Source organism: Pseudoalteromonas sp. 2CM41L (assembly GCF_023161905.1).
Lineage (GTDB): Bacteria > Pseudomonadota > Gammaproteobacteria > Enterobacterales > Alteromonadaceae > Pseudoalteromonas > Pseudoalteromonas atlantica.
This window is the reverse complement of the sequence record NZ_JALNTN010000003.1, coordinates 158528-180133: the sequence shown is the minus strand read 5'-3', so window position 1 is coordinate 180133 and position 21606 is coordinate 158528. Positions and strand designations below refer to the sequence as shown.

Annotated in this window: 21 protein-coding genes and 1 pseudogene; 11 read left to right on the top strand and 11 right to left on the bottom strand. The window is 40.5% G+C overall.

The features are described 5' to 3' along the window. The first annotated feature begins 3 nt into the window (after positions 1-3). A complete protein-coding gene (locus MTF64_RS05660) occupies positions 4-1332 on the top strand; it encodes an MFS transporter (RefSeq protein ID WP_248450863.1) in 1329 nt (442 codons plus the stop codon). A gap of 63 nt (positions 1333-1395) precedes the next feature. Further along, positions 1396-2400 carry a LacI family DNA-binding transcriptional regulator gene (locus tag MTF64_RS05655; RefSeq protein WP_248450862.1) on the top strand — a complete coding sequence of 335 codons (1005 nt, stop codon included), beginning with the start codon at positions 1396-1398 and terminating at the stop codon, positions 2398-2400. Between the two features lie 52 nt (positions 2401-2452). Here MTF64_RS05655 and MTF64_RS05650 read toward each other — a convergent pair whose 3' ends face one another. Then, complete coding sequence (locus MTF64_RS05650) at positions 2453-3118, bottom strand: DUF2987 domain-containing protein (RefSeq protein ID WP_282446975.1); 666 nt, start codon at positions 3116-3118, stop codon at positions 2453-2455. Continuing rightward, positions 3111-3920, bottom strand: coding sequence for a glucosaminidase domain-containing protein (locus MTF64_RS05645; RefSeq protein WP_248450861.1), 810 nt, complete (start codon positions 3918-3920; stop codon positions 3111-3113). Before MTF64_RS05645 ends, MTF64_RS05650 begins: the two co-directional genes overlap by 8 nt. Positions 3921-4185: 265 nt before the next feature. Between MTF64_RS05645 and MTF64_RS05640 the strand changes: the two genes are divergently transcribed. The 3 genes from MTF64_RS05640 to MTF64_RS05630 all read left to right on the top strand — a co-directional run bounded on the left by MTF64_RS05640 (position 4186) and on the right by MTF64_RS05630 (position 9020). Continuing rightward, the gene (locus tag MTF64_RS05640; RefSeq protein ID WP_121637607.1) at positions 4186-5478 is read left to right on the top strand and encodes an anti-phage deoxyguanosine triphosphatase; all 1293 of its coding nucleotides are present in this window, start codon (positions 4186-4188) and stop codon (positions 5476-5478) included. A gap of 217 nt (positions 5479-5695) precedes the next feature. After that, a complete protein-coding gene (locus MTF64_RS05635; RefSeq protein ID WP_138725016.1) occupies positions 5696-6007 on the top strand; it encodes an Mpo1-like protein in 312 nt (103 codons plus the stop codon). 445 nt (positions 6008-6452) lie between these two features. Then, positions 6453-9020, top strand: coding sequence for a TonB-dependent receptor (locus tag MTF64_RS05630; RefSeq protein WP_248450860.1), 2568 nt, complete (start codon positions 6453-6455; stop codon positions 9018-9020). An 80-nt stretch (positions 9021-9100) separates the two neighbouring features. On the opposite strand, the gene MTF64_RS05625 is transcribed toward MTF64_RS05630, so the two are convergent. From MTF64_RS05625 to MTF64_RS05615, 3 genes are all read right to left on the bottom strand, one after another. After that, positions 9101-10144, bottom strand: a complete 1044-nt coding sequence (locus MTF64_RS05625) for a branched-chain amino acid aminotransferase (RefSeq protein ID WP_083901793.1) — start codon at positions 10142-10144, stop codon at positions 9101-9103. 150 nt (positions 10145-10294) lie between these two features. Further along, the gene (locus MTF64_RS05620; protein WP_096041549.1) at positions 10295-11347 is read right to left on the bottom strand and encodes an acyl-CoA desaturase; all 1053 of its coding nucleotides are present in this window, start codon (positions 11345-11347) and stop codon (positions 10295-10297) included. Beyond that, positions 11344-12387, bottom strand: coding sequence for an FAD-binding oxidoreductase (locus MTF64_RS05615; RefSeq protein ID WP_248450859.1), 1044 nt, complete (start codon positions 12385-12387; stop codon positions 11344-11346). The genes MTF64_RS05620 and MTF64_RS05615 overlap by 4 nt, the downstream gene beginning before the upstream one ends. A gap of 401 nt (positions 12388-12788) precedes the next feature. Between MTF64_RS05615 and MTF64_RS05610 the strand changes: the two are divergent. From MTF64_RS05610 to MTF64_RS05585, 6 genes and pseudogenes are all read left to right on the top strand, one after another. Next, positions 12789-13888: pseudogene (locus MTF64_RS05610) on the top strand (PQQ-dependent sugar dehydrogenase). Positions 13889-14390: 502 nt separating this feature from the next. Beyond that, entirely contained in the window at positions 14391-14588 is a 198-nt protein-coding gene (locus MTF64_RS05605; protein ID WP_024033426.1) for a DUF6435 family protein, read from the top strand. A gap of 572 nt (positions 14589-15160) precedes the next feature. Continuing rightward, a complete protein-coding gene (locus tag MTF64_RS05600) occupies positions 15161-15655 on the top strand; it encodes a GNAT family N-acetyltransferase (RefSeq protein WP_248450858.1) in 495 nt (164 codons plus the stop codon). Between the two features lie 15 nt (positions 15656-15670). Continuing rightward, the gene (locus MTF64_RS05595) at positions 15671-16108 is read left to right on the top strand and encodes a GNAT family N-acetyltransferase (protein ID WP_248450857.1); all 438 of its coding nucleotides are present in this window, start codon (positions 15671-15673) and stop codon (positions 16106-16108) included. Positions 16109-16208: 100 nt separating this feature from the next. Beyond that, positions 16209-16829: a hypothetical protein gene (locus MTF64_RS05590; protein WP_248450856.1), complete on the top strand. Its 621-nt coding sequence runs from the start codon at positions 16209-16211 to the stop codon at positions 16827-16829. A gap of 55 nt (positions 16830-16884) precedes the next feature. Continuing rightward, positions 16885-17340 carry a hypothetical protein gene (locus MTF64_RS05585; RefSeq protein WP_248450855.1) on the top strand — a complete coding sequence of 152 codons (456 nt, stop codon included), beginning with the start codon at positions 16885-16887 and terminating at the stop codon, positions 17338-17340. 17 nt (positions 17341-17357) lie between these two features. On the opposite strand, the gene MTF64_RS05580 is transcribed toward MTF64_RS05585, so the two are convergent. The 6 genes from MTF64_RS05580 to MTF64_RS05555 all read right to left on the bottom strand — a co-directional run bounded on the left by MTF64_RS05580 (position 17358) and on the right by MTF64_RS05555 (position 21347). Then, entirely contained in the window at positions 17358-17810 is a 453-nt protein-coding gene (locus MTF64_RS05580) for a GNAT family N-acetyltransferase (protein WP_248450854.1), read from the bottom strand. Positions 17811-17841: 31 nt separating this feature from the next. Further along, entirely contained in the window at positions 17842-18432 is a 591-nt protein-coding gene (locus tag MTF64_RS05575) for a DUF2238 domain-containing protein (protein ID WP_248450853.1), read from the bottom strand. A 61-nt stretch (positions 18433-18493) separates the two neighbouring features. Further along, on the bottom strand, positions 18494-19285 hold the full coding sequence (locus MTF64_RS05570) for an SDR family oxidoreductase (RefSeq protein ID WP_248450852.1): 792 nt from the start codon (positions 19283-19285) through the stop codon (positions 18494-18496). Positions 19286-19430: 145 nt separating this feature from the next. Next, a complete protein-coding gene (locus MTF64_RS05565; RefSeq protein ID WP_029772246.1) occupies positions 19431-19934 on the bottom strand; it encodes an Mpo1-like protein in 504 nt (167 codons plus the stop codon). 73 nt (positions 19935-20007) lie between these two features. Next, positions 20008-20694, bottom strand: a complete 687-nt coding sequence (locus tag MTF64_RS05560) for a Crp/Fnr family transcriptional regulator (protein WP_248450851.1) — start codon at positions 20692-20694, stop codon at positions 20008-20010. Continuing rightward, positions 20691-21347: a hypothetical protein gene (locus MTF64_RS05555; protein ID WP_248450850.1), complete on the bottom strand. Its 657-nt coding sequence runs from the start codon at positions 21345-21347 to the stop codon at positions 20691-20693. Before MTF64_RS05555 ends, MTF64_RS05560 begins: the two co-directional genes overlap by 4 nt. Positions 21348-21606 lie beyond the last annotated feature (259 nt).

The window sequence follows — 21606 nt, the reverse complement described above, 5'->3', positions numbered from 1 at the left end:
ATCATGATAAGTGTAAAAGAAAAAATAGCCTATGGCCTTGGCGATACGGCAAGTAATATTATTTTTCAAACAGTTATGATGTTTTTAATGCTTTACTACACAGATGTAGTAGGGCTTTCTCCTGCGGTGGTAGGCACCATGTTTTTAGTGGTTAGATTGTTTGATGCCATCACCGACCCAGTGATGGGCAACTTAGCCGATAAAACTCAGTCGCGCTTTGGCCATTTTAGGCCCTATTTATTGTGGCTTGCCTTGCCCTTTGCGCTTATTAGTATTTTAGCTTTTACCACGCCAGAGCTTGAAGGCACCGATAAAATTATTTACGCCTTTACTACCTACACCTTGCTTATGGTGGCGTATACCGCCATAAATATTCCTTATTGCGCATTAGGTGGCGTGCTCACTAACGATGTAAAAGAGCGTGTTAGCGTGCAATCGTATCGTTTTGTGTTTGGTATGTTAGGCGGCGTTATTGTTGCGGGCTGTACAATGCCAATGGTTGAATACTTTGGCCAAGGCGATAATGCCAAAGGTTACCAATACACCATGACGGCAATGAGCTTGCTTGGCTTAGTGTTATTTTTACTGTGTTTTTTTGGTACCAAAGAGCGTGTAGAGCAACCGCCTGAGCAAAACCTGTCGTTGTTTAAAAGCTTAAAAACCTTGATTAAAAACGATCAATGGCGAGTCCTATGCGCGGCCGCGCTATTTTTACTCACTGGCCAAGTATTACGTTTAACCTTAGGTGTTTATTACGTTAAATACTATTTAGGGCAAGAAGATTTAATTACCTCCTTTATGACCCTAGGAGTGGTTGCCAGTATGGTTGGGTGTGCGTGTGCTCAGCCTTTGGCTCAGCGATTTTGTAAAATAAAAGCCTATATTAGTTTGCAGTTAATCGCTGCGGGCATATGTATTGCGAGCTATTTTATCTCCCCTGATAACATTACCTTGGCATTTGCTGCCTTTATTTTGTGGAAGTTTTTTTTAGATATGGCCACCCCGCTACTATGGGCAAAAATGGCCGACACCATAGACTACGGGCACCACAAAACTGGGGTAAGAATTACTGGCCTTGTGTATTCGGGCGTTATATTTTTTATAAAAATGGGTGTGGCGTTAGGCGGTGCAATTGCAGGCTGGCTGCTGTCTTTTTATAATTATCAGGCGCAAACAATGCAGAGCCTTGATACGCAACAGGGTATTTTATTATCGTTTACTATTATACCGGCGTTTGGCTCTTTGTTTGTTGCTTTTATTATGCGTAAATACACGCTCAATAACGCACAGTTAGCCTCTATACAGGCATCGCTAAAAACTAGTGCTAGTTAACATTTAGTGGGTACGGTATTATTTGCCCGCCAAAATAAAGGATATAAGTGAGTTAACAATAACATGGCCACAATTTATGAAGTGTCGGAGCTTGCTGGCGTATCGTTAGCTACAGTGTCACGGGTAATGAATAAAAACACCCGCGTAAGTGAAAAAACCACTAAAAAAGTACTCGATGCAATGCAGCAGCTGGGCTATAAGCCCAACTCTATTGCGCAATCGCTTGCCTCAAACAGAACCAACAGCGTGGGTATTTTGGTCTCAGAGCTTCATGGTCCTTTCTTTGCTCAAATGATGGCAGGCATAGAGTCAGCACTGCGCGCCGCGGGTAAGCACGTTATTATTACCACCGGTCACAGTGAAGACGATAAAGAAAAAGACGGCATTGAATTTTTAATTAGCCGCAAATGCGATGCGCTAATTTTACATGTAGAGTCAGTCAGTGATGACTACCTAATTGAGCTAAGTAAAGGTAAAACCCCTATTTACCTTATTAACCGATACGTACATTCACTTGAAAGTAACTGCATTAGCCTAGATAACGAACTCGGCGGCTACTTAGCCAGTAAATCTATTGTTGAACAAGGCCACACAAATATAGCTTATATCGCGGGGCCGCAAGTTAAAGCCGATGCCAGAAACCGTTTAAAAGGCCATAAAAAAGCGCTGCACGAAAAAAACATTCCCTTTAATGAGGCGCTGTTTTACGAAGGTGATTTTAACGAAATTGGCGGCAGCAAAGGCCTTGAAAAACTACTCAACACGCGTATTCCGTTTAGTGCTTTAGTGTGTGCCAACGATGAAATGGCATCAGGTGCTATGAAATACGCCCGTGAGCATGGCTTTAATTTACCAGACGATTTGTCGGTTATTGGCTTTGATAACGTTATATTTGCCAATTATCTTTACCCTACACTTACCACCATAGATAACCCAGTAGAAGAAATGGGTGAAATGGCTGCAAAAATGGTGCTACAAGATGTGTATCAGTATAAAAACTTACACATAAACCGCGTGTTTGAACCCACTCTTATAAAACGTGATTCAACACAAGCACTGCCAAAATAACGCATAAAAAAACGGCGCTATATTAAGCGCCGTTTTTATTAAACCCTGCAACTTATTTTGCTATCCAGGGGGTTACTTTAACTACGTTTTCTATATCACCAAGCAGATTTACGTCATCTTCCCAGTTATCCTGTACTGCAAAGTAGCAGATTGATTTTTCGCACTGTATATGAGGGTTATTAAAGGTCACAGGCTCTTTAAACGTTACAGCAACGCCTTTTTGCTCAGGCAATAAAAACCACATAAGCTTACTAACAAAAAAGCCCGATAAATCTGTTAAAAGTTCATCTAACTCGTTATTAATTGTATACAACGAATCTTTAGTTAAGCTAAGCCCTTCAAATTCGCTGGCCTCAATTTGCAATTTTAACTGACAATCGTGATCAGGATTTTGTGGCTCTACAACAATAACGGCTTTATCCGTATCGAGCTGCTTATCAAACGGTAAAAGTAACTGTGCTTTATCGGTAAAATTAAGCGGGTATTCGTTATTTTCAGTTAAAATTGTGCCGCTTTTAATAGCACATGCCTCGTTTGTGGCAATATCGCTAATGTAAAAGTTAACCCGTGCATACTGAAAGTCGCCCTTGTTAACCACTTTTAATCTATCGTAAAAGCCATCGTACGACATAACAAACTCTTTGGCATTGACGGGACTTGCCGCCAAACTTAATAAAATGAGTATGGCATTAATATTTATAAGTCGTTTTTTATTCATCAAAGTAAGCTCTGTTTTGGTTAATCATGGTGTTTAGCTCTTCTATGTAGGCCTCGCCGCGCTCTGAGTACGACATTAAACCATGCGTTAGTGCCGTTGCCGCAATGGGCTTTTGCTGTTGTCGTAACTCTTCGCGTATCAGGCGTAAATCTTTGTAGGCATTATGCGTGTTTATATTTCTAAAATACGAGCTTACTGCCGCGCGTACCGACTTAAATGCAGCAACTTCGTGTGCCGCTCCACTATTGCGGCGTCTTGGCACCATACCGCACCCTTTTGAATAACACCATTGGCCAAAAAAGTTAAGCCCTATGCGCGCAAAGCGCGATGTACCCCACGCCGACTCATTCGCCGCTTGCATTAGCGCAAGCTCTTTAGGAATAATATCAACACGGCGCAGCGCTTGGCTTAAAATTAGGGTGTTTACTGTTTCAGGTAAGCCATAGGCTTTTAAAATATTAACGATGTCGCGCTGTTGTTTTTTCTCGAGCGGTTCGTTGTATTCAAGCATCATACGCGCAATTTCTAACTTAGCGCGTTGCTGTAATATTTTTTTATTTTCAGCCTCAACATGTGGGCGAATGAAATCAAAAAATGCCTGTTTTTTCTCTTTTACATCAGCAAATTCAGAAAATTTAGGTAAGGTAACATTGTGCAGGGGTTTTTCTTTTTTCTTTACTTTTTTAGGTTGTTCACCTGTGGTTTGTTCTTCAACCTCGTGCTCATTACTTTGCATAAACGGATATGCAAGCGCCCATAAAAAAAATACGCTTAGTAATAGCTTTAAAATGGTTTTTAGCATGTAGTCTCTCTTTCAAACAACAATTATGCATGGGTAATACACACACATACGAAACCCCATTATACCTAAGCCACTATATAAACGCGAATAACTCCCTGTGTGTAACCCTTTAAGGGCCGCGCTTTGCTAAGAAATGCTAAAGTGGCTGCTTGCGATAAATATATTATCCACCAGCTCAGGTTATGTACTTGTTCATTCGCAATTTATTAGGGCATGGGTATACTGAGCTTATACCGTGTATAACAACGTTTTGTGAGTAAGCAGTATGGATAAGCAATGGCAAAGCCGAATAATAGAACAGTATAAAAATCGCCCTAACGATAATCGCTCCCCTTGGCAGGTAGACCGCTCTCGTATAATTCATGCCGCAGCTTTTAGGCGCTTACAAGCAAAAACCCAAATTATGGGAATAGGCTTAAACGACTTTTATCGCACTCGCTTAACGCATTCTTTGGAGGTATCGCAAATTGGTACCGGCATATTGCGGCATTTAAAAGCACAGCACAGCGATTTTGAACACTTCCCCTCTACTGGTTTATTAGAAACCTTATGTTTAGCCCACGATATAGGCCATCCCCCGTTTGGCCATGGCGGCGAAATTGCCTTAAATTATATGATGCGTGAGCACGGTGGATTTGAAGGCAACGCACAAACATTGCGTATAGTCGCTAAACTTGAGCCTTACTCTAACGGCCACGGCATGAACCTAACGCGCCGCACGTTGCTTGGCTTTATTAAATATCCCGCATTTATAGACGATTTATGGCACACCATCCCGAAGGTAAATAACACACGCTCATTTATAAAAGCAGATGATTGGCGTCCCGCTAAAGGCTTATACAAAGACGATGCACAAATATTTGAATGGATCATTGCCCCTTTAAGCGACAACGACAAAGCGCTATTAACAAGCCATACGCCAGTAGATCAGTACCGTGCAAAAACCCGTTATAAATCGTTAGATAGCGCCATAATGGAACATGCCGATGACATAGCATATGCAGTGCACGACCTAGAAGATGCCATAGCCACTAAAGTGCTCACACTAGATGATTGGCAAACACACGCATTACCCCACTTAAACGCGCTTAATTACGATTGGTTAAACACTAAATTAGACTCGCTTACCCAACGCTTGTTTTCAAAAAACGATTTTGAGCGTAAAGACGCCATAGGCGAGCTGGTAAATATGTTTATTATTCATATTCATTTAGATGTTCAGCATGGTGATTTTGAGTGCCCTATTTTAAAGTACACTGCAAAGCTAGACCCACAGTACGAGCGCGTTTTACAAATACTCAAACATTTTGTATTTAATCGCTTAATACGCGACCCCGAAATGCAGCAAATAGAGTTTAAAGGTCAAAACTTACTGATTGAATTATTTACCGCTTTTGCCAGTGACCCTCTGCGTTTATTACCCGAAACAACGCAAGCTCTTTACATAGACGCTGAAAAACAAAACCAAGGGATGCGCATAATATGCGACTACCTAAGCGGCATGAGCGATGAGTACGCTTATAAAACCTATCAGCGGTTATTCTCACCAGTACAATAAAAAGCGAAGAGCACATCCTGTAAAGCGTATAGGTAAAGGTAGAGCCTGTGTAAGGGGTTATTGCAAATAAATAGGCGTTTGCAAAAGCCGTTATCGAGCCCACTCGGTTACAAACTTAGCGCCGCGATTAAATAGCCCCTTGTTTGCAAAAATTTTTCCTGCAAAATCTAGCAGGCCCTTGTATATTTAATAAACTATAAAAATAAGAGCATTGACTATGAACACACCACACACTTTTAACTCCTTTAAAGCGTTTTACCCGTATTACTTAAAAGAGCACCGCAATGTAACCTGCAGAAGGCTTCACTTTATTGGCAGCACGCTAGTACTTGCAGTCATCTTTATTGCATTAATCAAGCAGCAATATAGCTTGCTGTGGTTATTACCGATTATTGGCTATGGATTTGCTTGGATTGGGCATTTCTTTTTTGAAAAAAACCGCCCCGCCACTTTTAAGCACCCTCTTTATAGCTTATGGGGAGATTGGGTCATGTTTAAAGATATACTTATCGGTAAAATAAAATTTTAATTTTTATATTATTTTATTATAAAAATCACTCGCAACCTTTTTAAACGCTATACAAATTTCAGCTTAAATAACCTGCTCTTTATATGTTAATTTATTTAACATACAAAAGGTGGGCTATACACTTAATTTAAAAAAACACTGAGTAACAGCCATTATTAAAGGCGTACACACTGCTCTTACCTGTTAACTAAAAGTAAACTCCATGGTTGCCAATTATTTTAAGCTCCATCAGTTACTTACAAACTCCTGCCTATTTATAGCTTTTACCTCATTTAGTCTTGTTAATTAAACCTTGTAACTATATACCCTTTAATTTTAATTGAATGTTATTCAATTGACTCATTTTGTTAATGCGGTTTATGTTCTCAAAGCAGCTCCATTAAAAAGTAGCAGCTATAAAAACAAAAATTTTAAATCAATGGGTGATCAAATGAGGATTAACAACATGAATAAAAGCCTACCGTTTAGGTTAAATAATTTAAAAGTGAGTACAGCAGTGGCTGTGGGCGCATCGCTTTCGCTATTTGGTGCGTTTACTGCCCACGCGGCACAGCAAACACCTCAAGCACAAGAAGATATAGAGCAAATAAGCGTAATTGGCTCACGCCGTTTAGGGCGCACAGTTGAAGACAGCGCCGTACCTATTGATATTATTGGCGCTGAGGCGCTTACCAGTTCAGGCCTTACGGAAACAAACGCGCTACTGAGCAATTTGTTACCTAGTTTTAACTTTCCACAGGCATCGCTTACCGATGGCAGTGATCATGTACGCCCTGCACAACTACGTGGTTTAGCACCCGATCATACCTTAGTGCTGGTTAATGGGAAGCGTCGTCATAGTAGCGCACTGCTTAATTTAAATGGTTCAACGGGGCGTGGCTCATCTTCTGTAGATTTAAATGCAATACCAGCTAATGCTATTGAACGCATTGAAGTTTTACGCGATGGCGCTGCGGCGCAATACGGCTCTGATGCTATAGCGGGTGTGATTAATATTGTACTTAAAAGCGCAAGCAGTGGCGGCTCCCTTGCGGCTATTTATGGGGCAAATATCACCGAGATGGATGGTGTTCCTCAGCTTGAATCGGTATCTGAGGGTAGCGATGGCAACCTAGCATTTACCGAAGGCGGCGATCGCTCTTTAACCGATGGGCAAACGCTCACTTTGCAAGGTAATATTGGTTTAGAGCTTGGTGATAATGGCTTTTTAAACATTTCGACTGAATACCGCGACCGCCACTCAACTAACCGTGCCGATTACGATCAACGCGAAAACTACGACCGATTAGAAGATGGCTCGCTCGACCCCCGCGAGTTTACAGTTAACCGCTATAACCATAACTTTGGTAATGGGGATGTAGAAGACCTATCGGTTTTTTATAATGCAGGGTATCAACTAGCTAACGATGCAGATTTGTATTCATTTGGCTCTTACAGCAAACGTGAAGGTGAAGGCGCTGGTTTTTATAGACGCGCAAGCGATAGCCGTAATATAGAAGAAATATACCCCGACGGTTTTTTACCTGTGATCACCTCAGATATAAACGACTACTCACTCGCGTTAGGTGTTAAAGGCTTTATAAGTGATTGGAACTACGATGTATCGGCTGTGTATGGCGAAGATGCATTTGAATTTGGTGTAACCAATAGTTTAAATACGTCATATGGCCCCACTAGCCAAACACGCTTTGATGCCGGTACGCTGACATACGATCAACTTACTTTAAATGTTGATTTAAGCCGCGAAGTGGATGTCAGCTTTTTAGAAAGCGCGGTAAGTGTTGCCATTGGGGCTGAGTACCGCACAGAAGGCTATCAAATAGAAGCTGGCGAAGAAGCCTCATACGCACAAGGCTCATTTGGCCCAGGTGGCGTAGTCACAGGCGAAGATGGCCCATTTGGTGCAGCAGGTGCACAGGTATTTCCAGGCTTTACACCCGAATCAGAAGGTGACAACAGCCGCCATAATGTAAGCTTTTACATAGATTTAGAAACCTACCTGACAGATGATTGGAACATAGCTGTGGCAGCCCGTTATGAGGATTACTCAGATTTTGGCGATACACTTAACGGCAAAATTGCAACGCGCTATTCGTTAACTGAAGATTTAGCCATACGCGCTTCAGCCTCAACAGGGTTTAGAGCGCCTTCATTACAACAGCAATATTTTACCTCGGTTGCTACCGTATTTGTTGATAGCGTTCCGACCGAAACCGGCACTTTTGCACCAAGCAGCGATGTAGCTAAAGCGCTTGGATCACCGGGCCTTGATGCCGAAGAAGCCACTAACTACGGGGTTGGCTTTACTTGGTCTACCGACTTTAATTTCAGCTTATCGGTTGATTACTATCAAATACTAATTGATGACCGTATTGTTTTATCTAATAATTTATCGGGCGCAGCAATAGAAGAGTTGCTAGAAGGTACGGGCGCTAACCAAGGCCGCTTTTTCTTAAACGCTATAGATAGTAAAACGCGTGGTGTTGATGTGGTTGCCTCGTACAACTTAATCACCGATGGCTATGGCGATATTGCCTTTAACTTAGGCTATAACTACGGCAAAAATGAAGTCACTGATATTATTGACCCGCCCGCTGAGCTGCTAGGCGCTGGGTTTGATCAAGACAACTTGTTCTCAGGTACAGAGCTGCGCCGCTTTGAAGTAAGCACCCCGCGCAATAAATACAATTTAAGTGCTACATGGACCCATGATGCGCTGCGTACCACACTAAGAACTACGCGTTATGGTGAAACCCAAGACCCTTCATCAACGCCTGAGCTAAACGAGGTATTAAAGCCTAAGTGGATCACTGATTTAGATGTAGCCTATGCCGCTACCGATAACCTAACGCTTAGTTTAGGTGCCAATAACATTTTTGATGTATACCCAGATCCTACCCGCGAAAATGTAGCAGAAGTCTCTACTTTTTCTCGCTTGTTTGCTTATTCGAGCTTTTCGCCCTACGGATTTAATGGCCGTTACGTGTATGGCAAAATAGAAATGAAGTTTTAAGCGCTAAACATTTCAAAAAGTACTCAAAAACACAAAAGCCACCTAGTCGGTGGCTTTTTACTGCGAACTGCTAAAATCAATTAGATTTTAGTTAACCAGCCGTGTTTGTCTTCACTTTTACCCCATTGAATATCGTTCAATGCTTGGCGTAATCGCGCTGTTGTGGGGCCTGGCTCGCCACTGCCTACTTTGTATTCTTTATCGTTATGAATAAACGTGCCTACCGGCGTTAACACCGCAGCAGTGCCTGAAAGTGCAGCTTCTGTACCTGGCTTTGCAGCGCGCTCTAAAAGCTCGGTAACGCTAAAGTTACGCTCGCTTACCGTCATGCCTAAATCTTTTGCAATGGTTAAAATGCTATTACGGGTTACGCCATGTAAAAACGTGCTATCAAGCGCTTTGGTAATAATTTCGTTACCATCAATAAGAATAAAGTTAGCTGCACCTGTTTCTTGTACGTCGCCGCCAGGGCAAAACAAGATTTGATCGGCTTGGTATTTTTCGCGTGCTGCGCTAATTGGTGCAAGTGCACTGGCGTAGTTACCGCCACTTTTTACCATGCCCATGTGCGGGGCACAGCGCATACCATCTTCTTCAAGTAATACACGCAGTGCAGTAGCGCCGCCGGTAAAGTAATCGCCAACTGGCGATAAAAGTGTATATAACAACGAGCTCATTGAAGGTGCAGCCGCTTTACCAATGGCAGCCTCTGTCCCTATGTGAGTTGGGCGAATGTACATAGAGCCCGGCGGTAATGGCGTTTCATCAGCATACTCTTTAACAATCTCGATAATCATGTCTTTTAGCATTTGACCGTCAAAGCTTGGTAAGCTTAATAACGCAGAGCTTTGCTGCATACGCGCAATGTTTGCATCTATTCTAAAAATATAAATAGAGCCATCTTCGTGGCGAAAAGCTTTTAAGCCTTCAAAACACGTGCTTGAATAATGAAGGACGTGCGCGCCCGCATGAAGTTCAAGTTTATCGGAAGGGACGATTGAGCTTTCGCTCCATTGGTTATCAGAAAAACGAGCTTGAATCATCTGCGGCATAAACACGGTACCGAATGCGGCCATTTTAATCTCTCTTGTGTGGTCTATTTTTCTCCATTGTATGACATTCATGCATCATTTAACCATAGCAAAACTGAGGCTTTTTTAATTATCAAAAAGAAATTTTTGCAACTGCTGTTTATAAATTGGCCATATTGTTAAGCACATACAAAAAAGCCGATTAATGCACCTTCATTAATCGGCTTTTTAAAGGCACATTATTTATTTAAACGAGTACCTAATAATACGTTTTAATACCGAGCTATACTGTTTAAAAAAACCACCTGTATGATAATCAATACCGTGTTTTTGCATAACGGCTTGCACTTGCGGGGCCACTTCTTGATAGCGTGAGGACGGCATATCAGGAAATAAGTGATGCTCAATTTGGCAACTTAAATGCCCAGTTAAAACATGAAACCAATGCGGGCCTTTAATATTTGATGAGCCTAAAACTTGGCGATAGTACCACTGCCCTTGCGTTTCGTTAATGCAGTCTTCTTGTTTAAAGGTTTCTGTGTCCTCGGTAAAGTGGCCACAAAAAATAATGGTTGAGGTCCATAAATTACGGATTAAATTTGCCAGTAAGTTGCCTGCTAATACCCATAAAAACAAAGGGCCTGCCAATAAAGGAAATATCACATAATCTTTTATTAATTGGCGCGCACCTTTACTAAAAAAGCGCTGTTTTAGGGTAGAATGCGATACACCCCCTTCGCGGTTTTCTTTCTTTTTACCTATAAACACACGTTCCGCTGCCAGCTCGTGATACGACACACCCCACTGAAACAGCACACTCAAATTAATATACGTAATAAACTGCCATACATTTTTTAAACGCCATTTAAAATCATTACTTAAACGCAATAAGCCATAACCAAAGTCGCGGTCTTTACCAATAATATTAGTGTAGGTGTGGTGTTCAAAGTTATGAACGCGATGCCAACTTTGCCCATCGCAAGCAATATCCCATTCATAATGCTGCGAGTTAAGCTGCTTGTCGTTCATCCAATCGTATTGGCCGTGCATAACATTGTGGCCAATTTCCATGTTGTCTAAAATTTTTGCCAGCGCTAATAACAGTACACCCACAACCCATAAAAGTGGCTGAATAAAGCCCAGCATAAGTAAAATACGGCCACTCCACTCACATAGCCGCTGCTTTTTAACAACCGAGCGAATGTAGTTTGCATCTTGTTGCCCTACTTTGCCTAGCGTATCCATTTTTATGCTATCTAAATCGTGGGCTAACTGATCAAAGTTTATGTTTTTCATAGCTGTAACTCCAAGTCGCTAACAGGTTGACTTACACACAGTTGAATTAACTGCTCGCCGTTATCACTCAACTCACCAGTTTTTAAATTACGCACCACGCCTGACTTTTTAATGCACTGGCACTGGTGGCAAATACCAATGCCACACCCGCGTTTAACCGGTAATTGTTTTGCCTCAAACTGTGCTAACAATGCATTGTTAGCATTTACGACATGAGCGCTGCTATTAATCTGTACGTTAAACAGTCTGTCGTCATTTTGGCTTGGCAGCGTTAAACCAAATGCCTCCTGGTAGTAATTTAAATGGTGTTTTTTAGCAAAGTCACACACCGTTTTCATGAAGTTTGCAGGCCCACAGCAGTATATATCTGGGTTTTCCCATACATTTACATGGCGAGTAATATCATCTGATTGCTCGCGTGTGAGCAGTAAAAACGAAAAATGCGAAAACTGGTTTGCTAATGCGCTTAGCTCGTCTACACATTGGTGCGCTGCGGCTTTGGCATAATAAATCAGCGATACTTTTTGTGTGGTATGTTTTAAATGCTCACTAATCATGGCAAGCATAGGTGTAATACCCGAGCCGCCCGCTATAAACGTTGCATTGTTTTGGGTGTTTTTATAAACAAAGTCGCCACTAGCCGCTGAAATATTGCACCACTCACCGACTCGTAAAGCACTGCTTAAAAGGCTTGTAAAACGCCCTTGCTCATTAGTTTTAATTAATAAACGCACCAAGCCCGTAGTTTTAAATTGCTCAGGGCTTGAGGCAACCGTAAAAACACGAGTTAATAAACGCCCGTTTATTTCTAACGTTAAACTAATATGTTGGCCAGCATTGTGTGCCTGCCAGTGCTGAGTAGGCTTTAAGGTAATACTTAAAAAATCACCATTGTGCTGCGTCAGCTCTTCTATTTTTGCTCTATAAAGACCAGCACGCCACGCAGGCTTAACCATTTGCATTATGGGCTCAATGTAGCCTGCAAAGCTTTGATGGTGTAAAAACCACTTCGAAAATTGGTCTAATACTTTAGTAATCATCACTATTAATCTCTTGGATATTAAATATTGAATTTGAACTTACATGTGTACGCCCAAACTTCAGCGCACAAGTGTACGCCCAAAAAAATTAATTTCAATAGTATTAGAGTAAATATTCAGTTTTTTTAGCGCAATTTTTACGCATCCCTCTAATTTAAAGCGCTGTACTAAAGCCTCAATTAAGGTGTAATAAATAGCTGTTTAAAATATTAAAAACAGCCATACAGCACTGCGGGTAAACTCTTTATGATTGAAATATATATAGTTTTTATTAAAGCACTACATTTAGCAAAATCATCAACAGCATGCTAATGTAGGCATTACTTGCTTATTTATTGGACAGGACAACAACTGTGTTTTTACCTATAAAAACGATTGCTAAAACATTATCAACGGCGTTTATAGCTGTACTCGTTTCAACGCCGGTGGCGGCTGTTGATTACAAAACCCTTGATGTATTACCGCTCAATGTAAAGGCCGTCAGTGTGGCTAAAGGGGTAACTATCCCCTGGGCTATTGAGCCGTTAAGTAATGGTGATTTACTTATAACCGAGCGAAGCGGCGCACTTTATTTACTGCCTAAAAACTCATCTAACTTAACTAAGCTCTCGGGTTTGCCACAAATTGATGCAAACGGGCAAGGCGGTTTACTAGATTTAGCCCTACATAGCGAACCAGACGATAGCCAATGGCTTTACATAACTTACTCAAGTACCCACGGCGCTAAAAGTGGCAGTAATACAGCCCTAATGCGCGCCATGCTTAGTGACGATCGCACTGAGCTTTTAAACACACAATTACTATACAAAGGTGAGCATAACAGCACAAAAGGCCAGCACTACGGAAGCCGTATTGTGTTTGATAACCAAGGGTATGTTTACTTTTCGATTGGCGATCGCGGCTCGCGCGATAAAAACCCGCAGACTTAACCCGTGATGGCGGTAAAATTTATCGCTTACACGCTGATGGCCGTATTCCTAAAGATAACCCGTTTGTAAATCAAAAAAGCGCTAAACCCGCTATTTGGTCATACGGACACCGCAACCCGCAAGGCATGTGGTTTGATAAAACAACACAAACGTTATGGTCTCATGAGCACGGCCCACGTGGCGGCGATGAGCTAAACATAATTAAAGCGGGCGCTAATTATGGCTGGCCGGTGGTTAGTTATGGGGTTAATTACAGCGGTACGTCGTTTACCGACATACAAGAAAAAGACGGCATGCAATCGCCCGTACTGCACTGGACCCCCTCCATTGCCCCTTCTGACATGTTATTAGTTAGCAGCGATAAGTACCCGCAATTAAAAGGCAAGCTTTTGCTATCGTCTATGAAGTTTTCGTTTTTAAGTGCACTGGAAATATCTAACAAAGGTGTTTCAAAGCAATATAAAATTTTAGAAGGAATAGGCCGCGTCCGCAGCTTAGCACAAGGCAGTGATGGCTATATTTACTTAGGCATTGACGGACAAGGAATTAAACGCCTTGAGCCTGAGCAATAAAACCGTTAGTAACCGCAGCATAGCAAATAATGCGTTTACCTTGTTTTTATATAACAAGGTAAACGCCCTTCAGCTAAAAGAACTATTTAGCTCTTTGTAGCGTATGGTAATGCTAGGGCGTGTTGATCTTTGATGGTTGAATTTGCAGCAGTATGTTTGGTTTTTAGGCAAGGCAGAGCCTATGAAGTGTGGTTACTCCCCATAAATAGGCTATAACGCAGCATAAATGCCAAACATGCGCTGCCCTTCGGGTTCTGCCTAGGGGCGATAAACTCTTTGTTGCCTACATGGATGTAGATAAGGGGCGTGAGCAGGACGCGGAAGCTTTGCTCGGTTTTTACTTATTCTTACAGGGATGTAAGTCATTAGAATAACGCAGGAGCAGTTATCGAGCCCACTAGGTTACAAACCTCGCGCCGCGATTTAATCGCCCCTAGATTGAACAAATTTCAATCCGCAAAGATCAACACGCCCTAATACTTTTATAAAACTAAGGAGCCACATGTTTTCACTATTTAAATCAGACCCGACAAAAAAATTACGTAAAGAGTACGATGCAAAGCTTGAGCAAGGCATGCAAGCACAGCGTAAAGGCGACATTAAAAGCTACGCCATGTTAAGCGCAGAAGCCGAAAAAATCTGGAGTGAAATAGAAGCGCTTGAAGCAAAAAAGCCAGATAATACCAATCGTGTTAAGTAATTAGACATTTATAGCGACGGATAAATAGAGTGATAACAAGGCATAAATTTCGACATGTAGTTTTTCTACATGAGAAATTTATAACGCAGTTAACGCTTTATTTAGCACGCGAGAAAGGCTAAATATTTAAGTCGATTGGTATAAATATCGTGTCTGTACTGTTTTAAAAGTAGAAAGACGCGTTTAGTAAATAATTCATCACCTCGTTTTATAGCCTCCACCAGCCAAAAACCACCTTTTATAATAGGCTTGCATAAACAAATGTACTTAAAGCGGTTACTTATATTTTCGATGCAGTTTTTATTGGCGGTTAAATGATTTAAAAAAGGGGTTTGGTTTTCATTTTAAATCTTTAGCGCTGTATTTGCTTACTGCGCTGGCGTTTTTCCTCCTAAGTCTGAAAATGAGGACAATTTCCTCTTTTTTACCTGCTATTAAATAACATTAGGACTTAAAGTTTAATACTCGCAATGTGTTACAGTATTTGTTATTAATATTAAAAATAAATAAGAGGACATACTTTGCTCGTAAAAAGAGAAAAGTGTCCTCTGATAAAATTATTAGAGATAAAAATGAACATAGCACTCCGAAAATTAACTAAAAAAGATTTGCCCGCATTTTCAATGCTTTGGCAATTTTATCAATACCATCAAAGTAATTTTGATAACGAAGATATCGATAGTTCAGGCAGATTTGATATTGATGAAGAATACCTCAGAGATGTCGCTGCGGGTGACGAAGACTGTGACGCTTACTTAATTGTTGTTGAGAACAATCTCGCAGGTTTTGTGACTGTGGAGTCAACAGAAATATTAGAGCGTGAAATGCCTGAGCTGTCAGATATTTTTATCCTACCTAAGTACCGATCAAAAGGTATCGCTGTGCATGCTGTTCGCCACTTAATGTTAAATAGCTCATCAAATTGGCATGTAGCCGTTTATGAAAAAGACCGCGAAGCATTAAAGTTTTGGGACAGACTTTTTGCGAAATTACCTATTGAGAATGTATTGAAAGTTGAACCACCTGAGACCGAAGGCTTTCATGAATTTGTGATTACAAATAAATAAAATATGCAGGACGCGATGAGTATTAGATTGGAAGCAGTAACAAGTTCAAATTATGAAGCTGTATGTGACTTAGATGTCACGGATGAGCAACAGGAATATGTTGCGAGTAATATGTGGTCTTTGGTTGAGTCACATTACTGCCAAGGGCATATCTGTAGAGCGATCTATCAAAACGATACACCTGTCGGTTTTTTTATGTGGGTATCTGAAACGCCTGAAAAAGTTTCTATCTGGCGTTTTATGGTGGATCAACGCTATCAACAATCTGGTATTGGCAGAGTTGCACTAAATTTGGCGCTCAATGAAATCAAAGCCAGTGACAAAGTAAAAGAAATAGAAATTTGCTATGACCCTGAAAACCCAGTGGCCAAAAATTTTTATTCAAGTTTTGGCTTTCAGGAAGTGGGGTTGGATGAAGATGGTGAAGATATGTTGGCAGTCATCAAGCTGTGAGCTCTAACAATCGCCTTAAACATTGCGGCCTACGGCCGCTGGACTCGCAACAAGTTGCTCGCCGTTTAGGCGAGCGTTATAATTCTTAAGAGAGAACTATTTGAATCAATATTTATCCACACTACTTAGTTCCATCGGTATCGATCTCGAACACTTAAAATATAAATATCTTAGTCCCCAGGAACTTACATATATCGATAAGCTGTTGGCATCTAAGAAAGATTTCGGAGGAACTTTTTATACTAATGAACATGGCGATAAATTGGAGGTGTTGCTAATGTTTCTGAATGCCCATAAGGAGGGCATAATCAATATTATGGAAGGCAAAGAGAAAAAAGATACACTAAACGAGCTATATACCTCAAGTGTAATATCAGGAAGTTATGATTGTTTTCGCTTTGATTTGTCAAAGTTTCCTCAAAGCTACACGCCTTTGAATCAAGCTTTAACCTTATATCGAATAGGTAGAGATGGTGAGTCTAAACAGGATTTAGGTTGCTCGTGGGCAAGGGAAATTGAAGGGCTTAATGCTTTTTACCATGCATCTGGAATGTCCGAACCCATGCTCAAAGCTAGGCCAGTATTCCTTATGGAAATAGATGATTCACAGGTGCTGTTCGAAGGTAATGCAAAAGAGCATGAATTAGTATTAAAGCCTAATTTTACACTCAATACATTAAAAAAGCTTGATGAAGAAAGACGAAACCGAATTAGCAGCTAAATGATCCAACTAAATATAACAAGGCGTTATGTGCCAGTACAATATGGAGTAAGCATTGATTTTTAGTGTTCAATCAAAATTATTAATTAGTGCAGGTGTTATAGCTTCCGCTTCTACGATCTGGCACCTACTCTGTATTTTGGGCGGTCCTAGTTGGTTTGCATTTGCTCGGGCACCTCAACAAATAATCGACTCTTCGATTCAAGGAACTTTACTTGCTCCAATTGGCACAATAATCGTTGCAAGCTTAATGTTTGCTTGTACTATTTTTGCTTTTTCAGCAGTTGGTTTAATTCGCAAAGTTCCTCTGCTCAAATCAGCTTTAATTACCATTGCAATGATCTGCTTATTGCGGGGATTAATTGCTGTTCCTACATTTGTAACGCCTTCAGGTTTAGATACTTGGCAAATTGTAGCGAGTACTGTTTGGCTTTATGTTGGTATTTGTTTTTCCGCTGGTAGTATAGAACAATATAGTCTTGGTAAATTAGGCACACAGAAAATTTCTTAAACTCTCCACCCCATTTATTAGATCTCACTATTATTTTTACTATACACATTTTCAGTATTAATTTGCATTAGCAGTGCTGGATTATCTATCGGTTTAAACCCGTATTGCGCATACAGGCCATGCGCATCCGATGTCGCTAATAAAAAGCGCCTTAGCCCTTGCAGCTCAGGGTGCTCTACTATCGTTTTAATAAGTAACTTGCTCAAGCCATTACCTTGCAAATCTGGGGTAATAAATACATCAGCCAAATAGGCAAAAGTGGCGTTGTCGGTTACTACGCGGGCAAAACCAACTTGCTCGTTATCAGCGCTGTAAACACCAAAACACATTGAGTTATCAATGGCTTTTTGCATCACGCTTTTAGGTATTCCTTTAGCCCAATAACTATTAGCAATAAAGTTATAAATAACGTTAAAGTTAAGCTTGCTTTTATCTGTGCTTATCGTGAAACTGTGGGTATTTACAGTCATAATTTATTGTCTGTTAATCATAAAATTTGAATCAATAATCTTTAACATTTTTTAACTGTTTATCGTGTACTTTTGAAAGCAGCAATATCGAGCAAATAGCCCCAAGTAAGGCAATTCCCATATCAGATTGAGTATCCCATACGTACCCTTGCGTACCTAAAAATGCTCCTGCGTTTTCACCGCTTAACACTGCAACCCACCACTCTATTAGTTCGTAAAAAGCACTAAACGCTAAACATATCGATACAACAAACACATTTAGCCAGCCTTTACCATTGACTACATTTTTACGTAGTAATATTTCACGCGCTAATAATGCAGGCACAAACCCTTGAAAAAAGTGCCCTACTTTGTCGTAGTTGTTACGCTCACTGCCAAATAAATTATCAAACCAAGGGACTTCGGCGTAGGTGTAATGCCCGCCAACCATTAGCACAATACAATGCGCTAATATAAAGCCATATAAAATGGGGGTGAGTTTAAAATGCTTATAGCTGCTTGCCATAAGCACTAAACCAATTATTGCGGGGATAACTTCAAGCAGCCAAGTAAACTGATCTTTTGGGTTAATTCCGGACCAAGTTAATACAATAAAAAACAGGCCAAGCCATAAATACTTCATTTAGAATCCTTGTCTAAATTGATTGAATTTACAGCATTTTATATCTCTAAATCGCCCGATGCTACCGATAGTTTGTTTTAGCGGTTAATCGATTAAATACGCGAGGAAAAAACCGTTTAATGGTCGGTGCCCAGCCACTTAGGCCTTTGCCAACAATCACTTCGTCTTTTTTATTATGAATTGCGAGGATCATTTTTTTAGCAGCTAGGCTTACATCCATGCCATTTTCTATTGAGTGCTCTGGCTTGTTTTGTGCTATGCCTTGCTCGTTTAACGAATTATGTGCAATGGCGGTTTTAATAGAGCCTGGGCATATAGTTAAGCAATGAATGTTATGCTCTGCAAGCTCAGCACGCAGGCAATCCATAAAACCCACTACTGCATATTTAGAGCCTGAATAGCCCGTTCTAAATTTAGAGCCTACTTTACCCGCAACGCTACTAATTGAGACTATTGAGCCTCTGCGCATAGCAACCATAGTAGGCGCTACCGCTTTGGTAAGTGCAATGAGGCCAAAATAGTTAACTTCCATCAACTGGCGGTAAACATTAAATTCGTTTTCTAAAAATAGGCTGCGCTGCGATACCCCACCGTTATTAATTAAAATATCGATAGCAGGTAATGTACTCATTAAATCAGTAACCTGAGCCAATACAGCTTCAGGCGCTGACAAATCAAGGGGCACAATAATGTGCCCATCGCCATGTAAGCTTTGTTTTAGTTCGTTAAGTTTATCAACGCTTCTGGCTGATAAAATAACCTTGGCACCCAGTGCTGCAAACTGTATTGCGAGCTCCTTGCCAATACCTGATGATGCGCCGGTGATCCATACGGTTTTATTGTTGTATTGCATGGGTTATTTGCCTTTATTATTTTATCCGCTGCTAATAGCAATCGTATTAAGTTTTAAACGTTTATAGCGACAGATATATGATTTATAACGTGGTTAACGCTTTATTTAGCACACTCGAATAACTAAATATTTAAGCCGCTTAGCATTATGCCTTGGTGGGGCCTGCTATGGCGTTAACTTCATGCTCTAGCGATTTATAAAGCCCCATTAAAAATAAAAGCTCAACGGTTACATACAATGGGCCAATAATTAAGCCAATTAAATCATCTACAAACGCAGGCTTTTTACCCTCATAGTAATGGCCAATAAACTGCAGTACCCAGCCAAATACAAACACGCCCACACCAATACTTAACCAAGGCCAAAAAGCCATAGCAGCGATTGGCTGTGCTGCTAAAAGCAATAAGGTAAACAGTACACCCATTATTAAGCCTAGCGATACGCTCAGCATTAAGTAATACACCACGCTTGCAAAAACAAAAAGCTGCGCGCCATCAATAAGCAGGCTGCCAATGGGTATTTGAATACGCGCTAACAAGCACAGCACTGCAAATACAATAAGCGGAATACCAAAAAAATGAGTTAAAACATTGCGTTTAGAGCGATGGTACAAACCGTATGTACCAAGCTGTTGCTGTAGAGTTTTCATGTGTGTGCCTTTCATTGTGTTTTTTTACACTATATCAGGCTTTTAAAATATCACTCTGTCGGGGAGCCGACATTTACTGATTACAAAGTAGCTCTAAAGCAGATTGGTTTAAAATGGTCACTTTGTTATAGCCGACCTCAATGAGTTGCTGCTTTGCTAATTTTTTTAGAATTTGATTGGCGGTTTGCCGTGTAAGGTAAGTCATATCAGCCAATTGTTGTTGAGATAACGTAAACGTATGGCCATTACTATGCGCTAAATGCGCACACAATATAAGCAAGCGTTTTGCAACGCGCTGCTCGGCACTTAATAGTGCATGATCTTCCATGCTAGTAAACATAACTCGCAATTTTTGGGCAAGGAGTAACCCAAAGTCTTGCCAATAATGCGGGTATTGTTTTAACAGTTGCTCAAGTGCGCGTTGCCCAATAAAACACAGTGTTACATCGGTTTGCGCATAAACATCGTGCGTGCGCATTCCGCGGTCAAATAAAGTGACTTCGCCAAACCACAGCGAGGTGTCAACAAAGCTTAAAACAGCTTCTTTACCATTATTACTTACCCCACTAATACGCACCACACCACTTAATACAGCATAAATACCGTCGTGTTTATCACCTCGTAAAAAAAGAGATTGGTGCGCACTAAGGCTTAAAGTTTTTGCGTGGCTTAGTAAAAACTGTTTTAAGTGTGCATCACGCTTAGAAAACCACTGCCCTTGTTCAATAATGTTACAATGAGCTTTACTTAATCCATTCATTGCATTGTGTTTATATGTGGTTGAAGCTCTATTGCCAACGACTTAGGCAAGTCTAAATTACTGGCAATAACAAAGTCGTTATACGCCTCATTACCAGAGAAAAACTCCGCAATAAGCGTTTTATTTTTATATACGTTCACTGAAACACCACTGCCCATACCACCAGCATTAATAATGTAGTAATAGTAATTGCCTTTGTTAAAAAACAAAATACTTTCGCCTACTTTCCCTATTTGACGATAGTAGCTACCAAATGGCTGCGTCGCAGTGGCCGTATACTCAAGGCCAATTTTTTGCTCAGTGCCATAACGATAAGTAATAGCTGAGTTATCATTGGCCACACACACAGACAAAATATTATCAGTGGGCTTTAGTGTATAAGTCACTTTTGCGGTTGGGTTGCGTATAACCTTTTGCATTTTTGCATTTATATACGCTGTTTCACCACGTTTACAGTGACTTGGTACAATTCCCTCTATTAGGCCTTCTACAACAAGGTGCTTTTGCTCGATAGCAGTAGCCGGTAAATTAGCGGTTTCGTTTTTAGCCACTAATGGCGTTTTACTGCTACTAAATAAACTCACTTCCTCATCGCAACCATTTAAAAAGAGTACGGGAATACAATAGCAAAAAGAGATCAATTTGAAACTCATACTAATTCCATCTAATACAACTTAACCTTAAAATAGCGGCAAAATTGAGCACTAGCAACCATTTAAAATGGTAAGTTTTATAAATCTTTTTTTTAACCATGTTATGCAAATATTGCTTTACTATTTAGTGACTTATTTAATATTTATTTACACAATAATTGGTTTATTTACGAACAATTCATAAACCAATTCATACTAGCCGTGCTGTTCTTAAAAACGGTATAATTTTGCATTTTGCTAACGTTTTTTTGCAGATAAA